16 protein-coding genes and 1 tRNA gene are annotated in these 22,275 nt (G+C 43.1%); 10 read left to right on the top strand and 7 right to left on the bottom strand.

Annotated elements, in window-relative coordinates:
- Positions 1 to 69 precede the first annotated feature (69 nt).
- Both HXT58_RS05795 and HXT58_RS05790 read left to right on the top strand, forming a co-directional pair.
- Entirely contained in the window at positions 70 to 1,908 is a 1,839-nt protein-coding gene (locus tag HXT58_RS05795; RefSeq protein WP_004119604.1) for a serine/threonine-protein kinase, read from the top strand.
- 132 nt (positions 1,909 to 2,040) lie between these two features.
- Positions 2,041 to 3,003 carry a DsbA family protein gene (locus tag HXT58_RS05790; RefSeq protein ID WP_004105824.1) on the top strand — a complete coding sequence of 321 codons (963 nt, stop codon included), beginning with the start codon at positions 2,041 to 2,043 and terminating at the stop codon, positions 3,001 to 3,003.
- 95 nt (positions 3,004 to 3,098) lie between these two features.
- Here HXT58_RS05790 and HXT58_RS05785 read toward each other — a convergent pair whose 3' ends face one another.
- Complete coding sequence (locus HXT58_RS05785) at positions 3,099 to 4,058, bottom strand: DsbA family protein (protein ID WP_116971242.1); 960 nt, start codon at positions 4,056 to 4,058, stop codon at positions 3,099 to 3,101.
- Positions 4,059 to 4,298: 240 nt separating this feature from the next.
- Here HXT58_RS05785 and HXT58_RS05780 point away from each other — a divergent pair, with 240 nt between their 5' ends.
- Both HXT58_RS05780 and HXT58_RS05775 read left to right on the top strand, forming a co-directional pair.
- Positions 4,299 to 5,426: an ABC transporter ATP-binding protein gene (locus HXT58_RS05780; protein WP_004105828.1), complete on the top strand. Its 1,128-nt coding sequence runs from the start codon at positions 4,299 to 4,301 to the stop codon at positions 5,424 to 5,426.
- A gap of 248 nt (positions 5,427 to 5,674) precedes the next feature.
- Positions 5,675 to 7,090 carry a DUF4032 domain-containing protein gene (locus HXT58_RS05775; RefSeq protein WP_004105830.1) on the top strand — a complete coding sequence of 472 codons (1,416 nt, stop codon included), beginning with the start codon at positions 5,675 to 5,677 and terminating at the stop codon, positions 7,088 to 7,090.
- 152 nt (positions 7,091 to 7,242) lie between these two features.
- Here the strand turns inward: HXT58_RS05775 and HXT58_RS05770 are convergent.
- Positions 7,243 to 7,315, bottom strand: a tRNA-Lys gene (locus tag HXT58_RS05770).
- A 71-nt stretch (positions 7,316 to 7,386) separates the two neighbouring features.
- Positions 7,387 to 7,647, bottom strand: coding sequence for a glutaredoxin domain-containing protein (locus HXT58_RS05765; protein ID WP_004105832.1), 261 nt, complete (start codon positions 7,645 to 7,647; stop codon positions 7,387 to 7,389).
- Positions 7,648 to 7,834: 187 nt separating this feature from the next.
- Between HXT58_RS05765 and ftsY the strand changes: the two genes are divergently transcribed.
- The 6 genes from ftsY to HXT58_RS05735 all read left to right on the top strand — a co-directional run bounded on the left by ftsY (position 7,835) and on the right by HXT58_RS05735 (position 16,501).
- Positions 7,835 to 9,016, top strand: coding sequence for a signal recognition particle-docking protein FtsY (gene ftsY, locus HXT58_RS05760; RefSeq protein WP_101885826.1), 1,182 nt, complete (start codon positions 7,835 to 7,837; stop codon positions 9,014 to 9,016).
- A gap of 162 nt (positions 9,017 to 9,178) precedes the next feature.
- The gene (locus tag HXT58_RS05755) at positions 9,179 to 10,960 is read left to right on the top strand and encodes an ammonium transporter (RefSeq protein WP_064340658.1); all 1,782 of its coding nucleotides are present in this window, start codon (positions 9,179 to 9,181) and stop codon (positions 10,958 to 10,960) included.
- A gap of 417 nt (positions 10,961 to 11,377) precedes the next feature.
- Entirely contained in the window at positions 11,378 to 12,739 is a 1,362-nt protein-coding gene (locus HXT58_RS05750; protein ID WP_064340666.1) for an MATE family efflux transporter, read from the top strand.
- 64 nt (positions 12,740 to 12,803) lie between these two features.
- Complete coding sequence (dnaB, locus tag HXT58_RS05745; RefSeq protein WP_004105840.1) at positions 12,804 to 14,264, top strand: replicative DNA helicase; 1,461 nt, start codon at positions 12,804 to 12,806, stop codon at positions 14,262 to 14,264.
- Between the two features lie 15 nt (positions 14,265 to 14,279).
- Positions 14,280 to 15,698: a Mur ligase family protein gene (locus HXT58_RS05740; RefSeq protein ID WP_064340665.1), complete on the top strand. Its 1,419-nt coding sequence runs from the start codon at positions 14,280 to 14,282 to the stop codon at positions 15,696 to 15,698.
- A 5-nt stretch (positions 15,699 to 15,703) separates the two neighbouring features.
- Positions 15,704 to 16,501, top strand: a complete 798-nt coding sequence (locus tag HXT58_RS05735) for a type 1 glutamine amidotransferase (RefSeq protein WP_064340664.1) — start codon at positions 15,704 to 15,706, stop codon at positions 16,499 to 16,501.
- A 128-nt stretch (positions 16,502 to 16,629) separates the two neighbouring features.
- Here the strand turns inward: HXT58_RS05735 and upp are convergent, their stop codons facing one another.
- The 4 genes from upp to HXT58_RS05715 form a co-directional block, all read right to left on the bottom strand.
- Positions 16,630 to 17,268, bottom strand: a complete 639-nt coding sequence (upp, locus tag HXT58_RS05730) for a uracil phosphoribosyltransferase (RefSeq protein ID WP_004119581.1) — start codon at positions 17,266 to 17,268, stop codon at positions 16,630 to 16,632.
- 291 nt (positions 17,269 to 17,559) lie between these two features.
- Entirely contained in the window at positions 17,560 to 18,213 is a 654-nt protein-coding gene (locus tag HXT58_RS05725) for a thymidine phosphorylase (RefSeq protein ID WP_101892194.1), read from the bottom strand.
- A gap of 46 nt (positions 18,214 to 18,259) precedes the next feature.
- Positions 18,260 to 19,402 (bottom strand): NUDIX hydrolase, encoded by a 1,143-nt coding sequence (locus HXT58_RS05720; RefSeq protein WP_064340418.1) that lies wholly within the window; start codon positions 19,400 to 19,402, stop codon positions 18,260 to 18,262.
- 289 nt (positions 19,403 to 19,691) lie between these two features.
- A complete protein-coding gene (locus tag HXT58_RS05715) occupies positions 19,692 to 21,929 on the bottom strand; it encodes an RNA degradosome polyphosphate kinase (RefSeq protein ID WP_064340417.1) in 2,238 nt (745 codons plus the stop codon).
- Between the last annotated feature and the right edge of the window lie 346 nt (positions 21,930 to 22,275).

Raw genomic sequence — 22,275 nt, 5'->3', positions numbered from 1 at the left:
TAGAAACGGCGTGTTTTTTGTTGTTTATATTTGTGTATTTGGCAATATAAGGCATTAACATAATGCAGTATGGAAGATACAAGCATGTTCGATTTGCAGCCAGGGAATAATGTAGGCGGATACACGCTTATTTCTAGGCTTGGCGGCGGCGCAATGGGGTCAGTTTGGCGCGTTAATGACGATGGCGGCAATCAATATGCTATGAAAATATTACGTGCTTCTGTTCGTACAAAACAGAGTGAAGATGAGGATTCTGAGCAGGAACGTGCTCGAATGCGTTTAAAACGTGAAGCTTTGGCTTTGCAGAGGATTCATCATCCAGGTGTTTGCGCGATAGTGGATATGGAATTAGATGCTTCAATCGCTTTTATTGTGACAGAATTGATTGAAGGACATAATTTGCGCGAAGACGTGGATGAGAATGGGCCCTATATTGCAGATGATTTAGAGCGTCTTGCGCATAAGCTTATTGAAGCTGTTAAGGCAGTTCATGAAGCTGGTATTGTTCATCGTGATATTAAACCAACTAATGTAATGATTTCTGCTACTGGACCAGTATTAGTAGATTTTGGTATTGCGATGGGTGAAGGTGAAAGCCATGTTACTCGCACGGGATTAGTGATGGGCACTCCTGGTTTTATTGCTCCAGAAATTATTGAAGGCGGAGATTCAGATGAACTTACAGATTGGTGGTCTGTTGCTGCTGTGCTTGCATTTGCGGCTACCGGTAAGCCTGTTTTTGGCACAAAGCCTATGATGGCGGTTTTGGAGCGTGCTGCCTCAGGCAATGCAGATTTAACTGGGTTGCCTCCTAGAACAATGGCTGCTTTTCGTAAGGCGTTGAATCCGATTCGAGAACAGCGTTGCATGCTATCTGATTTAGAAAATGCAATTAGTCAAGATGCTATGGATCCTTTAGCCTGGCCGGAGGTGAACCGCCCTTTTGACCGTAATGCCACTAACATAACTATGCGTAAAATGTGGCGTGAAACGAGTCGTGAAACAAAAGAAAAAACTGCTATACTAACAAATTCTCGTACCTGCGATGCAGCTGGTACAGCTGGCATAACAAATCTTAACTCTGATGGAGAAACGCCAACCGTAACTGTTCGTTCTACTACTGTTATGCCGCATTCATTAGATAGTGAAGACGATAAAACATTTTGTGTAGATGAAAAAACACGAATTAATGCGTTAAACGATGTCGATTTACAGCATATACAGAACGACAATTCAAACAATTCACGTATTGCACAATCTTCAAAACTTATTCATGCTTCTAATAACGTTTTTGATAATGACAATATTGAAAATGAAGCAGGCGATTCCCTTCATGTTAAAAGTGATGAAGTGCCTTCTGTTGATCATACTCTTAATCAACATGATTATGTGCGTAAAGGAACATGGATACTGCTGATTTGTATAATTCTTCATTTAGCCATTGCTTGCTTAAGCATTCTCGATTCTATTGGTTTTGCGATGGTTTTTATGTGGATTAGTGCAACATCCGGCTACAGTATTTCATCAAGCTTGCGAAGATGGCAACTTAACGATGGAATAATTCCTCGTCATGATTCTGTAGTGCGTATTGCAACTTTGCCATGGCATATTATTCGAGGATTCGTCTACATGCTTCCACGAGTTATAGCTATTGTGATTTCTGGAGGTATTGGAGCTGTTATATATCCATTTCTCTGTGGTGATAATCCTGAATTACTTTCTATAGATGTTGGATCCTTGCGTATTCTTTTGCCAGCTTACTCACCTAATATTTTTTCAAATACTGCATTTGGATATACTCTAGGATTTATTGTTGCATGGGTTGTTTTTGCTGTAGTTAAATGGACTACAAAATTCCGTTTAGGATTAGGTGCGTTATTTTATTCTGGAAAATCATTTGAAAAATAAAAATAGTACGATACGTAATGTGTATTTTCCGTTGATGCCATCTACTAAACTGTGGTGAGGTTATTATTTCATTAGCAAGAATGCTGCTAGGAACTAGTCTTAGCATGCGAAATAAAGGGTTGAAGGATAACAATGCCTAAAATTCAGATGCGTGATAATAAGCAGGGAGATTCATCTGCTACTCGCCTACAAAGAACCATAGAAAATCGCGAACGTGCCGCGCGTGAGCGTCGTCAGCAAGCAATTATCGGCGTTATTGTAGTAATTATTGTTGCGGCTATGTTGGCTGCTGTAGGCATTACTGCGTATCAGGCAGCTTACGTTCAGCCTCAGAAAAAAGTAGAGCAATCTGCAAAATCTAATCATAATTTGGATAATATTGATCCAAGTATTCGTCCAAGCGGTGTTAATTCTAAGAATGGAATTCTTCTTAGCAAGGATGGGTACGGTAAGCAAGCTGCTGGTGCTCCTACAGTTGCTACTTATTTTGATCCTTTGTGCCCTGGCTGTGGAAACTTTAATCGTACTGTTGATGAAACTTTAATTAAAATGGTTGAAGCAGGTCAAATTAACCTAGAACTTCACCCAATGTCATTCTTGGATGGACTTTCTACTGACCATTACTCGACTCGTGTTTCTAGTGCTATTGCTTATATCGCTTCATATGATAACGATCCAAAGCATTTGCTTCAGTTTATCAATGGTATTTTTAACGAAAAATTCCAGCCGGAAGAAGGCGAGGGATATAAGCCTGTAAGCAATAAAGAATTGATTAAACTGGCTAAGAAATCTGGAATTCCAAACGAAATTGCAAGTAAAGCTTTTAACCGCCAATATTTGAAGTGGCAGCTGCTAGTTAATAAATACACTCCTGATCGTAAGGAATTGTGGAATGTCAGCGGTTCAAATAAAGGATCTATGACAACTCCAACAGTAACTATTAACGATAAATTGCTTGATATGAATGCCATTAATGAGAAAAAAATGAAGGTGCTTGATGCTCTGCTTCATTGCATTGGCTTGGATAAAAAGCAAGTTGGAGTTGCAGGTCAGATGCCTAAAGTGTCTGACACTAGTTCCCCTATTGCATTGTAAATAAGCTAAATTATAGAAATATAAATTATTAAATAAAAACGGACGTTGAGTGTATTCTTAACGTCCGTTTTAGTATAGAAATTACTTAATTTTATTTATAAATCAAGCGGCTTGCTCTTATATGTAACTTTTGGCATATGGCCAGATTTGCCAACATGTTCTTTATCGATTCCCAAAGACTTTAATATAGCTTCCAAAGGATCCATCTGCTTTTCAGAAGCTGCATTGAGATCTACTAGCTTACCATTAATTGTTACTGTTGGAGTTGTCATAGCGCCTTTATTAGAGCCAGAAACATTCCATAAAGCTTTTTCTTCTGGAGTATTCTCATTAATAACTTCTTGCCACTTAACATAGTGTAGGTTAAAGGCTTCATTCGCAATCTTATTTGCAACTCCAGCATCTTCAGCTAAATCAATAAGAGCTTTATTCGGTGTTGCTTGGTATCCATCGCCTTCTTCCGGCTGGAATCTTTCACTAAAGATGCTATTGATAAACTGAAGCAAATGCTTTGGATCGTTATCATATGAGGCGATATAAGCAATACCGCTTGAGACGCGATAAGAATATTGATCTGAGCTAAAACGATTTAAGAATGACATAGGGTGAAGTTCTAGGTTAATTTGACCTGCTTCAACCATTTTAATTAAAGTTTCATCAACAGTACGATTAAAGGATCCGCAACCAGGGCACAAAGGATCAAAATAAGTAGCAACTGTAGGAGCACCAGCAGCTTGCTTGCCGTACCCATCCTTGCTAAGAAGAATTCCGCCTTGTAAATTAGATGCCGGTGGGATGTCAGAAGAAGGCAGTTTTTTAATCTCTTTGGCTATTTGGGAGTTTGCTGTATCCTCAATTTGTGTATCTGGCTTATTGGTTGTTGGATTTTCAATTTTTACTTGTGGTTTATTGATTGAATTGTAATAAGTCATAAACCCAGCTCCTGCAGCGAATGCAAGAATAACTAGTGCTATTACGATGCCAATTAAGCTTTTACTATAAGGGGTATTTGATTTTTGCATTTCATTATTTGTTGTTTCTTGTTGTTGATCCATAGTTATTCTCCTTTTGTGCGTCTTACTCGACACGCCGAGTTTATGCAAAATACTGATTTTTTGCTGTTTTTCTAAGATAAACATGATATATTAAGGCATGGCTCAACGAAGAGAACCTTCAATGGACCAGGTAAGTAAACTGTGGACGATTGATACCCGCCGATGTAGGAATTGGGGTCATGAGTGCACACCCTTCACTACGGATCGTTCGGCACGTACCTGCCGATGAAAGGACATATCATGGCAGAAGTTGTATTTGATCATGTGACTCGTATATACCCGGGCAACGATAAGCCTTCGGTTGATGACTTGAACATGACTATTAAAGATGGTGAGTTCCTCGTACTCGTTGGTCCATCTGGTTGCGGTAAGTCAACTACTTTGCGTATGTTGGCAGGTCTTGAAGAGGTTAACAAAGGACGTATCCTCATCGGCGGTCAAGATGTTACTACAATGCAGCCAAAGGATCGCGATATTGCAATGGTCTTCCAGAATTATGCACTGTATCCACACATGACAGTTGCTGATAACATGGGCTTTGCTTTGAAGATTGCTGGTGTTCCTAAGGAAGAAATTCGCAAGCGTGTTGAAAAAGCTGCAGAAGTGTTGGATTTGACAGAGTATTTGGATCGTAAGCCAAAGGCTTTGTCTGGTGGTCAGCGTCAGCGTGTTGCTATGGGTCGCGCAATTGTTCGTGAACCAAAAGTCTTCCTCATGGATGAGCCTCTTTCCAACCTCGATGCTAAGCTCCGCGTTCAGACTCGTACTCAGATTGCTGCTTTGCAGCGTCAGCTTGGTGTTACTACTCTGTACGTTACCCACGATCAGACTGAAGCTTTGACCATGGGCGATCGCATTGCAGTGATTAAGCTTGGCGTATTGCAGCAGGTTGGAGCTCCTACTGAGCTTTATGACCGCCCTGCAAATGTATTCGTTGCAGGCTTCATTGGCTCGCCATCCATGAATATCAATCAGCACCCAGTTGTAAACGGTCGAGCTCAGATCGGTGAGGATTCTATAGTTCTTCCAGCTGAGGCTGTTGACAAGCTCACTGCAGAAGATAACGGACAGATTATTGTTGGCTTCCGTCCAGAAGATGCAAGCTTGGCAACATCCGATGATCCAAATGCGTTCTCCTTGAAGGTAATGAACGTGGAAGATCTCGGTTCCGATGGCTATATCTACGGCAATATCATCACCGATGGTTCTCCTGAGGAAGCGTCTACGATGATGTCTGATCAAAACAAGCTCACGACTATTCGCGTGAACCCACGTGCTCTTCCAAAGGTTGGCGACACTGTGAAGATCAAGATCGATCCATCTAAGATGCATCTGTTCGCACCTTCTACGGAGTTGCGTTTGAACTAAAAGTGTTGGTTTGCCTGCTTATATGAGCTAGTAAGCAAACTTTCGGTATAAGGTATAGCGGGGTTCGCAGTATGACGCGAACCCCGTTTTTGGCACAAAAAAGCAGCATAATAAGTGTGCAATAATACATCATTACAATGCATCGCTTATTATATATAGTTGTTATCAATAATTCGTCGGTGGTTGAGCTGTGTTTATCTGGAATGCAGTGATATCGTTGGCATGAGCTTGATTGGTAAATAAACTTTATGGAATGGAATGACGCTCCTCAATTAGACCCGCGTGCTGTGCAAGCAACTTCGGTATCTGCACAGGACGAGAATGCGTCGTCTCAAGAGCCGCAGGCACTGAAGATTACTGCGGCTAGTTCAGATCCAAAAATGTTTACACTGCCTTGGGAATTACCACTTTCTCAATGGCCTGCTGATTTATTCGTGAATTTGCCGCGTGGTATTTCTCGTCACGTTGTGCGATTTGTTCACGTTGGCGATGAAGTGTATGCAATGAAGGAAATTACTCGTCAAGTTGCAGAACGTGAGTATGAGCTTTTGCGTAGGCTTCGTAAACTTGAGTTGCCTACAGTTACTCCTATAGCTGTTGTTGCAGGACGCCATGACGCTAATGGTGAAAAGCTTGAGGCAATGTTAGTTACGAAACATTTAAAGTTCTCACTACCATATCGTGCATTATTTGCTCGTACGTTGCGTCCGGATACTGCAGAGCGCCTTATCGATGCGCTTGCTGTTCTTATGGTGCGCTTGCATCTTTCTGGCTTCTATTGGGGCGATGTATCGCTTTCCAACGTGCTGTTTTTGCGAGATGCAGATGCTTTTTCTGCATTCCTAGTTGACGCAGAAACTGGTGATTTGCATGGAAGTTTAACAGAAGGTCAACGAGAATACGATATCGATTTAGCTCGAACCAACATTATTGGTGAGCTTATGGATTTGAGCTCCGGTCAGCTTTTACCGACAGAAGTAGATGAAATCAGTATAGGCAATCGTCTAGTAGATCGCTATCATTCGCTTTGGAGTACGCTTACTGACGTTGATAAGTTCAGTCCTGATGAGATGTGGCGAATTGAACGTCGTGTTAATCGTCTAAATGAGCTTGGTTTCGATGTTGATGAGTTGGAGATGAAGACTTCAGAAGATGGTCGAAGGGTTTTGGTTCGACCTCGCGTTGTGGATGCTGGTTATGCTTCCCGCAAGCTTCTTCGTCTTACTGGATTGGACGTTCAAGAGAATCAGGCTCGAAGGCTTCTGAACGATTTGGATGCGTATCGCACTTCTACATGGCGTCAAGGTGAAGAGCTGGAAATCGTCGCAACTGATTGGATGCGTGAAATTTTCGAGCCAACAGTTCGTATGATTCCTCCTGAGTTCCGTTCGCAAATTGAACCAGCTCAGTTCTTCCATGAAGTGTTGGATCATCGTTGGTTTATGGCAGAAAAAGTTGGCCATGACGTTGCTATGCAAGATGCTGTAACTAGCTATATTAAGAACGTATTACCACAGTACAAAATGGATAAGCATGTTCTTGCTGCTATTAATGCAGATGCTGATTCTGGCGTTGTGGATGATGAATACACGTATTCTTCTCCAGCACCTGTAGGTCACGATATAGTTGAAGATGATCAAGATGCTAGTGTTTGGGCGAGTTGAGTATTGCGTTATATAAGTAATTAGCTAATTCTCAACAAGTATGGCATTGATTGTCGTTTTTGATCTTAAGTGAATTTTTCGTAGGGGGAGCTTCGACTCCCCCGTTTTTTATTGCAGTTTACTCGCTTACCCTAAATTTGGATATAAAAAAGTGCCCCCTGTGGGACTCGAACCCACAACCCAAGACTTAAAAGGACTCTGCTCTGCCAATTGAGCTAAAGGGGCAACAAATGCCAAGTATACTACATTCAATCGACGAAGTGAATATCGTGTGAACTTATGCGTGTTATATATATTTATTGCAGTATTCCGAGTGACTCCAGTTTTGCTTTTATTTGTGTTGCAGATGGCTCAACCATAAAAGTATTATCCGCAAAAGTAACAACTGGAATGTGCTTTTGATTGCTAATTTCAATCGCTTTTTCTTCAGCACCTTCTTCTGTTTCAATATCGTGCCAAACGAATGCCACACCATACTGGGTTAGCGCAGCTTTTGCACGTTTGCAATCTCCACACCAATCTGCACCGTATACATTTACGGTAGGCTGATCTGACATAAAATCCTCCTTAATGATTTTGTGAATTCAAATTTTGCGTAATAATAGCTCGTGCTATTTATTACTACTTTTATTAGTGTAATAGATGCAGATGTACTTAAGCATATTGACGTTGAAGTGTGACAAAGATGAGAAAAAATAGTGAAATGTATTGCTAGTGTCCCTTGACTTTCATAGTCTTGATGTCATGAATATGGTTATGGATATGAACATGCTAATTTGGTTTGCGGCTGCGGCTGTTGTTATTGCCATCTTATTAGTAACAGTTGCAGTGATTTTGCGCATTCACAGCAATAGTCATGGACCAGTAATTCCTGAAAGCGTTGATAGTTCAATCGATACAGGCAAAACTAAAGCGCGTGGAACAAAAAAATCTGGAAAACAGATAGAAAGTAACATAGCTGTTATACCTAATGAAGAAGTAAAGTCTGAATTATTGCCAGAAAGTACTTCTTCGCGTATTAAACGTCTTCGCGAACGTTTGGCTCATAGTGCAAATCCATTTGGTCGTGCATTGTTTAATATCATAAGCAAGGACCATCTTTCGGAAGAAGATTGGGAAGATGTAGAAGATACTCTTCTTATGGCCGATGTTGGCTCTCGAGCTAGTGAAGAATTAGTAGAAGATCTACGCAAAGATGCACGCATTGCTGGTACTTCTAGTTCAGAAGATGTGCATTCAGCATTGCGTACGAAACTATTGAAAATAGTAGATGAAGACGCTGATCGACGCTTAAATGCAGATAAATCAGATGCGCATCATCCTAGCGTTATTATGATGGTCGGCGTTAATGGCACCGGTAAAACCACTACTGCTGGTAAATTAGCGCGATTGTTTATTGCCCAAAAACGTTCAGTAATGTTTGCTGCAGCAGATACTTTTCGTGCGGCTGCAGCTGATCAACTTGAAACTTGGGCGTCTGCAGTAAGCGTGCCAGTTGTTCGTGCAGATAAAGATGGTGCTGATCCTGCTTCTGTTGCTTTTATTGCTGCGAATAAGGCAAAAGAAGAACAAACTGATTTATTGATTGTAGATACTGCTGGTCGTTTGCAGAATAAAGCAAATTTAATGGAAGAGCTTGGCAAAATTCGTAGGGTTATAGAAAAAACTATGCCTGTTGATGAAGTATTGCTGGTATTGGATGCTACTACTGGTCAAAATGGCATGTCTCAAGCAAAAGTATTTGCTGAAGCTATTGGCATTACGGGCGTAGTCCTTACTAAGCTTGATGGTTCCGCTAAAGGTGGAATTGTTATAGCTGTACAGCGTGAACTTGGTGTGCCGGTTAAGCTAGTAGGTCTTGGCGAAGGACCAGATGATTTGGTCCCGTTTGATGCTCAAAGCTTCGTAGACGGTCTGCTCGCTTAATGCTGAGCATTGATGTAGCTGCATGAGTGGTAGTTTTTAATCTTCCGCTAAAGTCTTTATGAGTTTTGGCTATAAGAGTTTCTCGGTACAATAGTTATATAAAGTAATACTTAAGCTGCAATGATGTTATTGTTGCGCTGTTTCAAATAATTGAGGTGAAAAATGACCACAATGGATCCGCAATGGGCATTGTTGGCTGGCGCGTTGGTGTTTATTATTACGCCGGGTATTGCCCTGTTCTATGGAGGCCGTGAACGCGCTACTTCCATGGTGAATATGATGATGCTTTCAGCTGGCGCTATTGCTGTAACTACACTGGTTTGGACGCTGTGGGGATGGTCGTTAGCTTTTGCTGGCAAAGATATGGCTGGTGGTGTTATAGGTGATCCATTGAGTGGTTTGCTATTCCGTGATTCGATGGTGGCAGATCATGGTGTGTTTACGTCTATGGACGCAAATTCCGGATTATCTGGCGGCATTCCTGCAGCTTTTCGCTTAGCATGTGCTGTTGTTGCAGTAGCGCTTATTACTGGAGCTCTAGCCGGTCGAGTGCGTTACGCTATTTGGCTTATTTTCGTAGCTGTGTGGATTACTTTAGTATTCGCTCCGTTAGCGCATATGGTGTGCGGTGGTGGATTGCTTTCGCCTAATGGTGCTATTTCACAGGCGTTAGGTATTTCAGTGCATGACTTCGCGGGTGGCTCTATATTGCATATTGCTGCGGCTGTTTCGGCTTTTGCGATTGTTATGATCATTGGCGGACATGCTCACTTCCCTCTTAAGCGTTTTGTTTTGCATATTAAGAATGTTGCGCATACGAGTGGCAACGCTAATTCTGGAGCTACTAATTCGCGTAATCCTAAAAGTCGTTTATCGCGCGCATTGTGGGCTGATGTTGAGCATGCTAAAAATGCCGCTAGTGAGACTGTTGTCTCTCCAGTTGCTACAGTAACTGAAGTTGCTGCAGAATCCACTGCAACGCAGTCAGCAGTTGAAAATGGTGTTGCTGCTCGCCAACCGCATAATGTTCCTTTCGTTATGCTTGGCGTTTTCTTGATTTGGTTCGGTTGGCTTGGGTTAATGATTGGTTCTTCTGCAGGCGTTCCTGGAGTTGCAGGTTATGCTTGGGTGAGTTCCACAATAACTGCTTCTGCTTCAATGCTTGCCTGGGGTGTGACTGAACGTTTACACTCTGGATGCTTTACTGCTTTGGGAGCTGCGTCTGGTGTTATGGCTGGATTAGCTGCAAGTGCTGCAGCCGCGGATGTTATTGCTCCATTGTGGGCTTTAGTTTTGGGTGTTCTTTCTGGTGTTATTACTTCTCTAGTGACTCACTCTCGTACTTTTGTGCGCTACGATGGTGCCTTGCATGTAGTTAGCGTGAATGGTGTTGCTGCGCTTATTGGTGTGCTTGCAGTAGGCTTATTTGCTGATGGCTCTGGATTACTCGCTGTTGGTGATTGGCATCAGTTAGTTGCACAACTGTGCTTGATTGGGATTACGGTGCTTTATGCAGGTGCTGTAACTGCAGTGCTAGCTTTTGTTCTTGAAAAGCTTTTTGGATGGCGAATCTCGGAAGCTAAGGAACGTAAGGGCGTTGATTTAGCTGATCAAGGAGAGCGTGCTTACGATTTTTCTTCTATTGCACAAAGTCATGATGGCGCTGTAGTTGCTGTTGCAGATGATGATGCAAATAAAACTCAAATGGCTGTTCTTACTTCTGTTGATATTGATATGGGTGAAAACGAGGTTGAACAATCTGATTTTATGGTTGATCAATCTGAGGCAAATCCTGAGCAAGGCGATTCTGAGGTTGATGATACTAAATCTGAAGTTGAGCAGAAAGAGTCTTCTTCTGAAAAAGAGTCTGAAACTGTAGAAAAAGATAAATCAGCGCAGAATAATAAGAAAATAGGAAAACGAAATAATAGTGCTAAAGAATAGAAGCATGTGCGTAAGCGCTATTGTTTAGCAACAAGTTCTAGTTATTTTGATATAAACCGCATGTCTTATCTAAGATATGCGGTTTTGTTATTTTTGCTAATTTAAAATCAAGTTTTTAATTAATAAGTTATTTTTAATGAATAAGTTATTCATATGACACGCACGAATTGCTTGATGTGGATAAAAAAGATAAGTTATCCACATTTTAGGCGTGTCTACGTGGATATCACACAAATTTATCCACATAGTGGGGATAACATTGTGGATATCCTGCGGATAACTTTTTAAAATAATATTTTTATTTGCGATTTACGCATATTTGTGTTACTTCACTTGCAATTGTTTTTGCATAAAATTGTTAGCAATTGCAATCTTCTTTTATACAAGCGTGACAAAGTAGCGGTAGAATGAAGCATTATGACAAATCAAAAGTTGGACAACCAGAACAAAAAAGACGTACTGCGCAATATTTGGCTACTAGCCGTACCAACTTTTGGACAGCTCATATCTGAGCCAGCATTTGTACTTATTGACACTGCTATTATTGGCCACATTGGCAAAAGTGCTCTAGCAGGTCTTTCTATTGGATCAACGGTACTTCTTACTACTACAGGTCTTTGCTTATTTTTGGCTTACAATACAACTTCACAGGTTGCGCGTCTTTTAGGCGCAGGTAAGCGTCGAGAAGGTTTTAGCATTGGCATGGATGGGTTGTGGCTTGCATTATTGCTTGGCATAATTCTTACAGTCATACTTATTTTTGCCGCTGAACCGTTATGCTACGCAATAGGCGCGCATGGCTCTACGTTGCAAAATGCTATTGTGTACACACAAATGGTTATGCCTGGATTGCCTGCGATGCTACTCGTATATGCAGCAAATGGCATATTTCGCGGTCTTTGCAACGTGCGCATAACATTATTTGCTGCTGTAAGTGGAGCTGTTCTAAATACAATTCTCGATATAATCGCAGTATTTGGTCTCAACATGGGAATTGCTGGCTCTGGTATTGCAACAATGATTGCGCAATGGTATATGGGACTTGTTCTCACTATTCCTGCAATTATTTGGGCTACTCAAAGTGGTGCGCGTCTCAAACCGCATTTCCAGCATATTCTACATTCTGCTGGAACTGGTATGCCTTTGTTTGTTCGTACACTTGCATTGCGCGTGTGCATGGTAGCTACGGTTGTTACTGCGACTCATCTCGGTACCAATACTCTCGCTGCGTATCAGGTTGCTAATTCTTGCTGGAATTTTGTTATGAATATTTTAGATGCAATTGGTATTGCTGCGCAGACTATTGTTGCTGCAGCGCTAGGTGCAGGCTGTCGTAAGCGCGCAGGAATGATTACGCGTATTTGTGCTCAAGTGGGAGCTGTAAGCAGCGTAGGAGTCGGTTTATTCATGATTTTCGTGGGTTGGAGTTGCGCGCCACTATTTAGTCAGCATACAGATATTCAGTTTTTAATTTCTGTAGGTATGACAATATTAGGATTGTTCTTGCCTCTTGCTGGATGGATGTGGGCACTAGATGGCGTATTGATTGGCGCAGGTGATCATCGCTACTTGGCAAAAGCTTGCTCAGTAATGGCTGTCGTATATTTAACATTTTTGGCGCTCACAAGCGTTTTTGATGTCATCGTTGATGCTAATGACGTGATAAGAACTATTACTTTGTGGGTTGTTTTAAATGCTGTTTATATTGGGGGGCGTGCAATAGGCAATAGTTTGCGCATAAGAAATGATACGTGGATGGATTCTGCGCTAAAAATGTAGATAAAGTTTTGTGTTAATACATTTACGTTTTTCATAATACGTGCGCGCGTTTATACTCGTTTTTATGGCAGATAATGATATGTGGCAATCTACTAAAGGCAATGTTATCCGCGCAGGTAGCAATCATGGTGGCAATGGTGACGCCTCTGCATATGGTTCTGGCGTTGCAAATCGTGGTGCCGAAGTAGGTGCTACATTGTTTGATCGTGTGCCTCCTCACGATGTTGATGCAGAAATGGCTGTGCTTGGCGGAATGCTCATGAGCAAAGATGCTATTGGCGAAGTGTCTCAATTACTTGAAACATCAGATTTTTATTTACCGCAACACCAAACAATTTACGATGCTATTCTTACGCTTTTCGCTGGCTCACAGCCTGTTGACGTTGTGCTTGTAGCTAACGAATTAATGAAAGATGGAAATCTCGATAAAGTTGGCGGAGCTGACTATTTGCACAGCCTAGTAGCTTCTGTGCCAACAGCCGCAAACGCAATGTACTACGCAGATATTGTGCATCAAAATGCTGTTCTTCGTAACGTTATTACTGCTGGCACAAAAATTGCACAAATGGGCTATTCTGCTTCCGGAGCGCAAGCAGAAGATATTGTAAATCTTGCGCAATCAGAAGTGTATGAAATGAGCGCCGGTAAAGTGCGTCAAGATTACGTTGCTATTGGTCCAGTTTTGCAAAATACACTTGATCAGTTAGATAAAATGCAAAATCATGAACTTGAACAAGGTGTGCCGACTGGATTTAGAGATATTGACGAAGTTACGCAGGGTTTGCAGCCTGGTCAAATGATTGTTGTTGCTGGTCGTCCGGCTATGGGTAAGTCAACACTTGGCATTGATTTTGCGCGCTCAGCAGCACTACACCACAATATGACGTCTATTGTGTTCTCTCTAGAAATGAGCAAAGTGGAATTAGCTCAGCGCATTATTGCTGCAGAAACTAATATTCCGCTCGCTGCTATGCGAAGAGCGGAAGATATTACTCCAGATCGTTGGAATACTCTTAATACTTTTTGGACAAAAATGCAAAACGCCCCGCTTTTTATTGATGACAGTCCAAATATGAGCTTGATGGAGATTCGCGCAAAATGCCGCCGTTTGAAGCAAACAAATGATTTGAAGCTAGTAGTTATCGATTACCTTCAGCTGATGAGTTCTGGCAAGCGTGTGGAAAGTCGTCAGCAGGAAGTTTCGGAATTCTCGCGTGCGCTGAAGCTTCTTGCTAAAGAGCTTGAAGTGCCAGTTGTGGCTTTGAGCCAGCTTAATCGTGGACCGGAAATGCGAAACGACAAGAAACCACAGCTTTCAGATTTGCGCGAATCTGGTTCTATTGAGCAGGATGCTGACGTTGTGTTCCTAGTGCATCGCCCTGATTTTTACAATAAGGAAGATCGCCCAGGCGAAGCAGATATTATTATGGCAAAGCATCGTAACGGCCCTACTGACACGTTTAATCTTGCCTTCTTGGGTGCAACTTCCAAGTTCATGGATATGCCGCAAGACTACCAGCAATAAGGGGTGTGATTTAGTATGTCAAGCCGCGACCATGAATCGCATAAAAAGTTGCGCCAAAATTTGCATAAGCATTGGTACAGTTTTGCCATGCCTGCTGTAGGAAAGCTTGTTTGCGCTCTTTCTAGGGTGCTTCACCATGGCGGAAGCGCATTGCCTGGGAAAGTTATTGAGAGCCTCGATTCTGGCTTTTTAGCGCGCACTCTTGCCGCATTGCCGTACGGAATAGTGTTGATTTCTGGCACCAATGGCAAAACTACCACAACGCGTATGGTAACTTCTATGCTGCGCGACGCAGGACTTAACGTATTTACTAATCCAACCGGTTCAAACTTTACTAGAGGAGTAGTGGCAGCCCTTGCAAAAACAATGCCTGCTTTTGGCACAAAACTAAATGCGGATATTGCAGTTTTAGAGCTCGACGAAGCGTACGCAGTGCATTTTGTAAATCAAATCAAGCCTCGCTACTCTTTATTGCTAAACGTTATGCGAGATCAGCTTGACCGATTCGGCGAAATTGACACAACTGCAAAACTATTAAGCAACGTGGCTGAAGCAACCGAAGGAACGGTAGTGCTAAACCGTGAGGATCCACGTATTTGCGCGCTTGCAAAAGTTGTTCCTTCCGGGACTTGTGTGCGGTATTTTGGTTTGGATGACGCTGTAAAAAGCATGTTCCCGACGGATGATGATTTGCACAATAGTTCCGAAAAAAGCGAAAATTGCGAAGATGCTGCAGAAAGCAAGGCTAACAATCTTCCTAAAGCAGACGTTGTGCTTTCAAAAGTTGGAGACCATGAGGCTGAGTTTATACTTGATGGCAAGCGTAAAACCACATCTGTAAAACTTGACGGTGCTTACAATATTTTCAACGCTGCTGCTGCAGCAACAGTAGTTCGCGCTATCTTGGCGGACGCTGCAAAACAAAATTCTGCGCTGCAAAAATTTGATGACGATGCGCTTATGGAAGCGATTTCGCACGTAACTCCTGCTTTTGGTAGAGGCGAAGTAATTGAAGTTAATGGTGCTCCTGTTGAGCTTGTTTTAGTGAAGAATCCTATTGGTTTTAGGCTTGCAATCGCTTCGGATCATCCGCAAAATCACGATACTATGATTGCAATTTGTGACGAATATGCGGACGGTAGAGACATGAGCTGGCTGTGGGACGTTGATTTTGCAAGCTTTAGCGGCACTGGAGTTGAGTGCGTTTCTGGTACTCGCGCATGGGATATGGCTTTGCGTCTGCAATACGATAAAGTCTCGGCTCGCAATGTGAATACGGATTTGGAAGAAGATGCTAAAGCTTTTGTAAACGGCGATTTTAGTGGCAACGCTAAAAATGCTAAACGCATATATTGCACATATACTGCCATGCTTCGCGTGCGCGCGGCTTTAGCGCAACTTGCGGAAGTTAAAGACGTTGGAGTTGGGAAGTAATTGTCATGAATGGTTCCAGTGATATTAGTAAAGCAAATGCTACTTTTGAAAACGAAAATCGCGTGCTACATATTGTGTCGCTATATCCAAAAGACATGAATATTTACGGCGACTACGGCAATGTGCTTACGATTATGCGCCGAGCGGAATTGTACGGTTACAAGCCAGTGCTTCACGAGTACAACGTTGGCGATTTATGGCCAGAGCGCGTGGATATGATTCTTGGCGGCGGTGGTCAAGATCATGGGCAAAGCAGAGTTACTGAAGATTTATTTGCGCGCGCGGACGCGATTCGTGAGCTTGCAAAAGATGGCGTTCCAATGCTTATGATTTGTGGACTTTACCAGCTTTTTGGAGAGTATTTTGAAACCGTTGAGGGTCAAAAGCTTAAAGGAATTGGAATACTTGGTGAGCATACGGTTGGTCAAGATGTGCGCATGATTGGAAATCTTGTGGAACATAGCGACGATTTTGGCGATATTGTGGGCTATGAGAACCATTCTGGACGAACAAGCTTGGAGGGTGATACTCAGCCACTTGGCTCGGTTGATAGTGAAAATTGCGGTAATAATGGCAAGGATCACACGGAAGGAGCGCGCAAATACAATGTTATTGGCACTTATATGCACGGCTCAGTTTTGCCAAAAAATCCGCGTCTGGCTGACTTTTTAATCCGTACTGCTGCGCAAAATCGTTACGGCGAATTTTCGCCAAAGCAGACTGATTCTCAACGCGCGGAAATTGCTAAACTAGACGAATTAGCAGAGCGCGCTCGCGAAGTGGCCGTAACTCGTCCGCGGTAAAGAGATTTATCTGCGCAAAATTTGTCAACGCTAAACACAAAAGCCTGCTGAACTTGCAAAGTGTTGCAAAATCAGCAGGCTTTTTGTAGTTTTTGATTCTAGCTTTCGCTTGATTTGGTTAGTAACTATTAGTCAATCAAGCCATACAAGCGATCGCCGGCGTCGCCAAGACCTGGAACGATATAAGCTTTGTCGTTCAAATGCTCATCAACAGCGCAAACAACAACCTTAAAGTCAATAGAAGGATCAATCTCCTTCTCCAGGCGTTCCAAGCCTTCTGGAGCTGCCAAAATGTTAATAGCAGTAACGTCCTTAGCACCGCGCTCAGCCAAATAGTGTGTAGCAGCAATAAGAGTGCCACCAGTGGCAAGCATTGGGTCAAGAAGGAAGCACTGACGGCCAGTTAAATCTTCTGGTAAACGGTTGGCATAAGTGATGATATCGAGCGTCTGCTCGTCGCGCTTCATGCCAAGGAATCCAACCTCAGCGGTTGGAAGAAGGCGAGTCATGCCGTCGAGCATGCCAAGACCAGCGCGCAAAACCGGCACAACCATTGGGCGTGGGCGGTTCAAATGCTTGCCAGTCATCTTGCAAATAGGAGTTTCAATCTCGCGATCGCTAACTTCCAAATTGCGGGTTGCTTCGTATGCTTCGAGGGTTACCAATTCGGAAACCAACTCGCGGAAAATGTTAGAAGGTGTATTCTTATCTCGCAAAACGGTGAGCTTGTGGTCCACCAGCGGATGATGTAAAACATGAAGATCCATACCTTCTAGATTAGTGCAAGCATTGCACGTTAAGCTAGCGGCGTGCCGTTATTTTTGCGCGAAATATAAACAAATGTTGAGTAAAAATATATTTTATTTAAACTTATCTAACAAAATTAAAATCTAAAATTCAAAAACAGAAACGATACTGACTTGCGAAAGCGCCTGTCGGCGCAAACGCCGCTCGCAGCGGCAAAAAATGGAGCCCGGGGCTTAAGCACAAGCCAGCATCATTTTGAGTATACCTTGTTTTCTGTTTTCACGCGCCGCACAATTTTAATCGAAAATAATTTATTCCAACTTTCCTGCGCGCCACAATTTCGCTCCATGAGCAAAAGATAACGAGAGTGCGTGCATATTAGCGGATACGTGCAAAACTTTTGCAATTTTCTGCGTATGTATTGTATTTGCTTGCTCGTCTAACTTTTCTGCGTAAACTCGCATTCCGCGTGCAATAATCGAAGTAAAAGCTGAAGATCTGTAAAGCGCTACAGCAAAATCGCCTGTAAAAGCACCGGAAAGAATAGAATCTGCAAGTCGTGCAATATCCTCTCCTGTAGGAGCTTCGTCAATTCCTGTAATAGCTGAAGCGCTCGTTGCTTCAGGCTCGCCAAGGCGCCAATACTCAGCGTAAGCTTCGCGCTGTTTTCGTAGCGACATGCGCAATAAATACAGTCGCCACAACATTCCAGGAAGAGACTCAGCTTCCGCGTGACTCCACAAATCTGCAATAACTTCAATTCCTTCATTCTCAACCAAATTCAGCACGCGCTCAACGATTTCCGGCGACTGCGTTCTATGAACGCGGTTAAGTAAAACAGCGGCTGAAGTGTGGCTAATTTCGTTTACAACCTGCGGATCTGTGCCGCCTTCAATCTGCGCGAGCATCGCAGGATCCATTTGTGCAGGTCTGCTAGGACGGGCGGCTCCTGTGGGGCTTGGCATAAAAGCAGATCTGCTTGAATGAATAGAACTCGATTGCGAATTTAAACTAGTAGACACTTGGAAGAACCTTTTCAATATCGATAATGCGAGCGCCTTTAGGAGTATTAATGATGTGCAAAACTATTGCGCTTCCTGTAGGCATGTATGGAGATTTTTGGCTGAGTATGCGTTTGTGTGCTCTAGGTTTTGTTATTTCGCATAAATAATCGAAGAAAGTGCCGATAACTGGGCGGTGCAAGCACATGACGGTTGCGTTGTTGACTGTGCTTGCATTTTGTTCATTTTGCTCAATATTTTGTATTTCTCTTATAAGCACAGACAATGTAGATTTTGGTTTTTTCTCGTGACAATCTTCTGTAAGTTCCGCAACCTGTTCGATAGAAAGCGAAGAGTCGTGCGCAAAAGCCGCAACTGTTTCTAAGCAACGCTTCCAAGGAGACGATATGATTTTATTCGGCGTGTAGCAGGCAAGCTCGCGGCCTAAAGCGTATGAAGCGGCAGCACCTAGAGGCGTGATTGGTCGAGTCGCTTCGCTTCCTTGCCAAGTTTTTCGAGACTCAGCTTTTCCGTGACGCACTAAAAGCAACGTGCTATATTCTGCTTGACCTTCGTGTAGCTTCTCTAAGAAAGCATCTAGCACTTCGCGGTCACTATCGTGCGTAAGCTTTTTTCGTGCTTGAGAAGGAGTAAGCCATAACACATTGCCGATTTCAGTGGGTTTAGCAGGCTTAATTGGTCCGAAAGCAGGAAGACGCTTTGCTGCGGTTGGCTTATCGATTAAGCGCATCATCCAGTAGTGGATTCGCTTTATGACTTCCGGCTGGGGATTGCGATTTTGGTTGCTATTTGATGAGCTGTTCTTGGAAGATTTTTTGCCTTCGCGTTCAAGCGGATACTCTATTTTGGCGATGTGCGGGCCGAGTACGACTGAATATCCTGTTTCTTCTCCAACTTCGCGCACAGCTGTGTGACGATGCGATTCTTTTGGCTCGTTCTTTCCTTTCGGCCAGCTCCAATCGTCATATTTAGGACGGTAGACTAGGCAAAGTTCAAAATCGTCGTCGCTAAACTTTATTGCGTCGCTGCTTGTTTTTGCCTCTCCACTTGCATTTGAGCTGTTGGTAATATTGCGCTTGCGATAGATTATTCCGCCAGCTGCTTCAACGTATTGCGTCGTTACTGCACTCATATTCACTATTTTAGCGGTTTTCTTTCACAACTTTTAGTTGTGCCGTAATCTTTTACTTTTGTCACAGTCATAACAGTAACAAATTGTTTTATAATCCTTAAATTTGCCAAAACTGATAAATAATTACTTAAAAAACTTCCTAAAACTGGCAAATGGTGCTGTAGAAGATTTCGACTATTGCTGGAACGCTTGAGATTTAGTCAGATTAGAAGTGGTAATAAACACAAAAAGAGCCAGAAACATGTTACTGAATCTGGCTCTTACTTATCGTTTATTTAGTTGCTTGCGATTAGTTCGCGCCGCGAGGCTTACGCGTGTGAGTATGAATCAAGTAAGCCTGGCTGTCAACGAGCGGACGACCTTCCTTATCGCGAGAATGCAAGGTATACGTGCCGTCACCATCCATCCACCACGAAACAGTAGAATCAGCCATTTGCAAATCAATGTACTGGATTAAAGCTTCAACCTGATCAGGCGCACTGATACGAACCAGCGTCTCAACGCGGCGGTCAAGATTGCGGTGCATTAAATCAGCCGAACCAATCCACACTTCTGGGCCGCTTGCAGGACCGTCGCCAATCTGCGGACCGCAAGAGTTAGCAAAAGCGTAAATGCGGCTGTGCTCAAGGAATCGGCCAAGAATAGAACGAACGCGAATATTGTCGCTCAATCCTTCAATGCCAGGCTTAAGCGAGCAGATACCACGCTCAACAATATCAATCTTTACTCCAGCTTGCGAAGCTCGATACAAAGCGTCAATAGTCCGCTCGTCAACTACAGAATTGACCTTAATCTTAATCCATGCTTCTTTACCAGCAAGAGCTGCAGCTTCCTCGCGCTGAATTCGCGCAATAATACCTGTGCGAACTGTACGAGGGGCAACAAGCAGGCGGTGGAAACTAGACTTCGGCGCGTAACCAGAAAGCTGGTTAAACAAGCGAGTCAAATCCTGGCCGACTACAGGATCGCAAGTAAGCAATCCCAAATCCGTGTACAAGCGAGCAGTCTTAGGATTGTAATTACCTGTACCAACGTGGCAGTAGCGGCGCAATCCTTCTGCTTCCTGACGAACCACGAGCGAAAGCTTGCAGTGAGTTTTCAAACCAACAATGCCGTACACAACGTGAACGCCTGCGCGCTCAAGCTTACGAGCCCAAGCAATATTTGCGTCCTCGTCAAATCGTGCCTTAATTTCAACCAGCGCAAGTACCTGTTTGCCAGCGTGAGCTGCGTCAACAAGAGCGTCAATAATTGGCGAATTGCTAGACGTACGGTACAAAGTTTGCTTAATTGCAAGCACTTTTGGATCCGCAGCAGCCTGCGCGAGGAATGCCTGTACAGAAGTAGAGAACGAATCGTAAGGATGATGCAACAAAATGTCATGCTCGCGAATAGAAGCGAAAATATCTTGCGCGTGGCTAGTTTCAACTTCCGCAATCTGACGGTTTGTAGTAGGAATGAACGGACGATACTTCAAATCAGGGCGGTCAAGCGCTTGCAATTCAAACAGTACCGTCATATCAAGCGGCGAAGGCAAGCGATATACTTCCTCAGGGCTTACGCGAAGCTGATTTGCAAGAAGCTGAGAAAGGAATGGGCTGGCCTCGTTAGAAATTTCCAAACGAATTGGCGGTCCAAAGCGGCGGCGAAGAAGTTCCTTCTCCATAGCGTTGAGCAAGTTTTCTGCGTCATCTTCCTCAACGTCAATATCTTCGTTACGCGTAACTCGGAATGAGCGGGCTTCCTTAATAATCATGCCTGGGAAAAGCGATTCCAAGTGTGCTGCAATCAGCTTTTCCATAGTAATGAAGCCGTAACGCTCTTCGCGACCTTCCTCGTCTGTTAAATCGTCAACTGGTACAAGGCGATTCAAATTATCTGGAATCTTTACACGAGCAAAATGCGACTTTCCAGAATTTGGATTTTCGACGATAACAGCCAAGTTAATAGACTTGCCGGAAATGTACGGGAATGGGTGCGCAGGATCCACTGCAAGAGGCGTAAGAACAGGGAAAACTTGCTTTTTGTAGTAATCAGACAAACGTGCTTTTTCTGATTCTGTAAGCTTATCCCAGCTGAGCAAAACAATGCGCTGTTTGGCAAGCTCAGGAAGAATGTGCTCAATAACATAGTGAGCGTGCTCATCTTGACGGCGGTGAGTTACCTCACTAATAGCGCGCAACTGCTGGCGAGGGCTTAAGCCGGATGCTGCAGTTACTGCTATTCCAGAATCTATTCTGCGCTTTAATCCTGCAACTCTAACCATAAAGAATTCGTCGAGATTTGACGCAAATATAGCAGCAAAATTAGCGCGTTCAAGAAGTGGCAAATCTGTATTCTGAGCCAACTCAAGCACGCGACGATTGAACTTCAACCAGCTTAATTCTCGGTCGAAGAAACGATCTTTTGGCAACGGTAGCTCACCCTCACGAGCTTCACGCTTTTCTGCCTTTTCATCTTCGGCGATATGCTCTGCAATTTGACCGCGCAGAATCGCCTTTGAGGGAGCGTCAAAAATTTGTACCATATTCTGTAATTGTATGCGTTGTAAGGGAAGTGCGCGAATGAGTGTCGATTTTATTTGCTTGCTTCGCGCTCGAAAAATATCTTGCGACACGCCGGAGTGTGTCTCATGCGAACGTAATTTAACATGATAACCTTTGCATGTTCACAAAAGGCCGCAAGAGTTACGATTTTTCGTGTGCAATTGAACAGTAGTGACAATATGTTAACAAAGGCTAATTTGCTCTTTACTATTAGGTAAAAAACGATGATAATAATAATTACAAAAACAAAAAAGAGATAGCGGTAACCCACAAAAGTGTATGGATATGAAATCCGTGGACGTTGGACGGGATATTTAAGACTTTAAC

Source organism: Gardnerella sp. KA01000, assembly GCF_049244035.1.
Classification (GTDB): Bacteria; Actinomycetota; Actinomycetes; order Actinomycetales; family Bifidobacteriaceae; genus Bifidobacterium; species Bifidobacterium leopoldii.
This window is presented reverse-complemented; position numbering and strand designations above follow the sequence as displayed.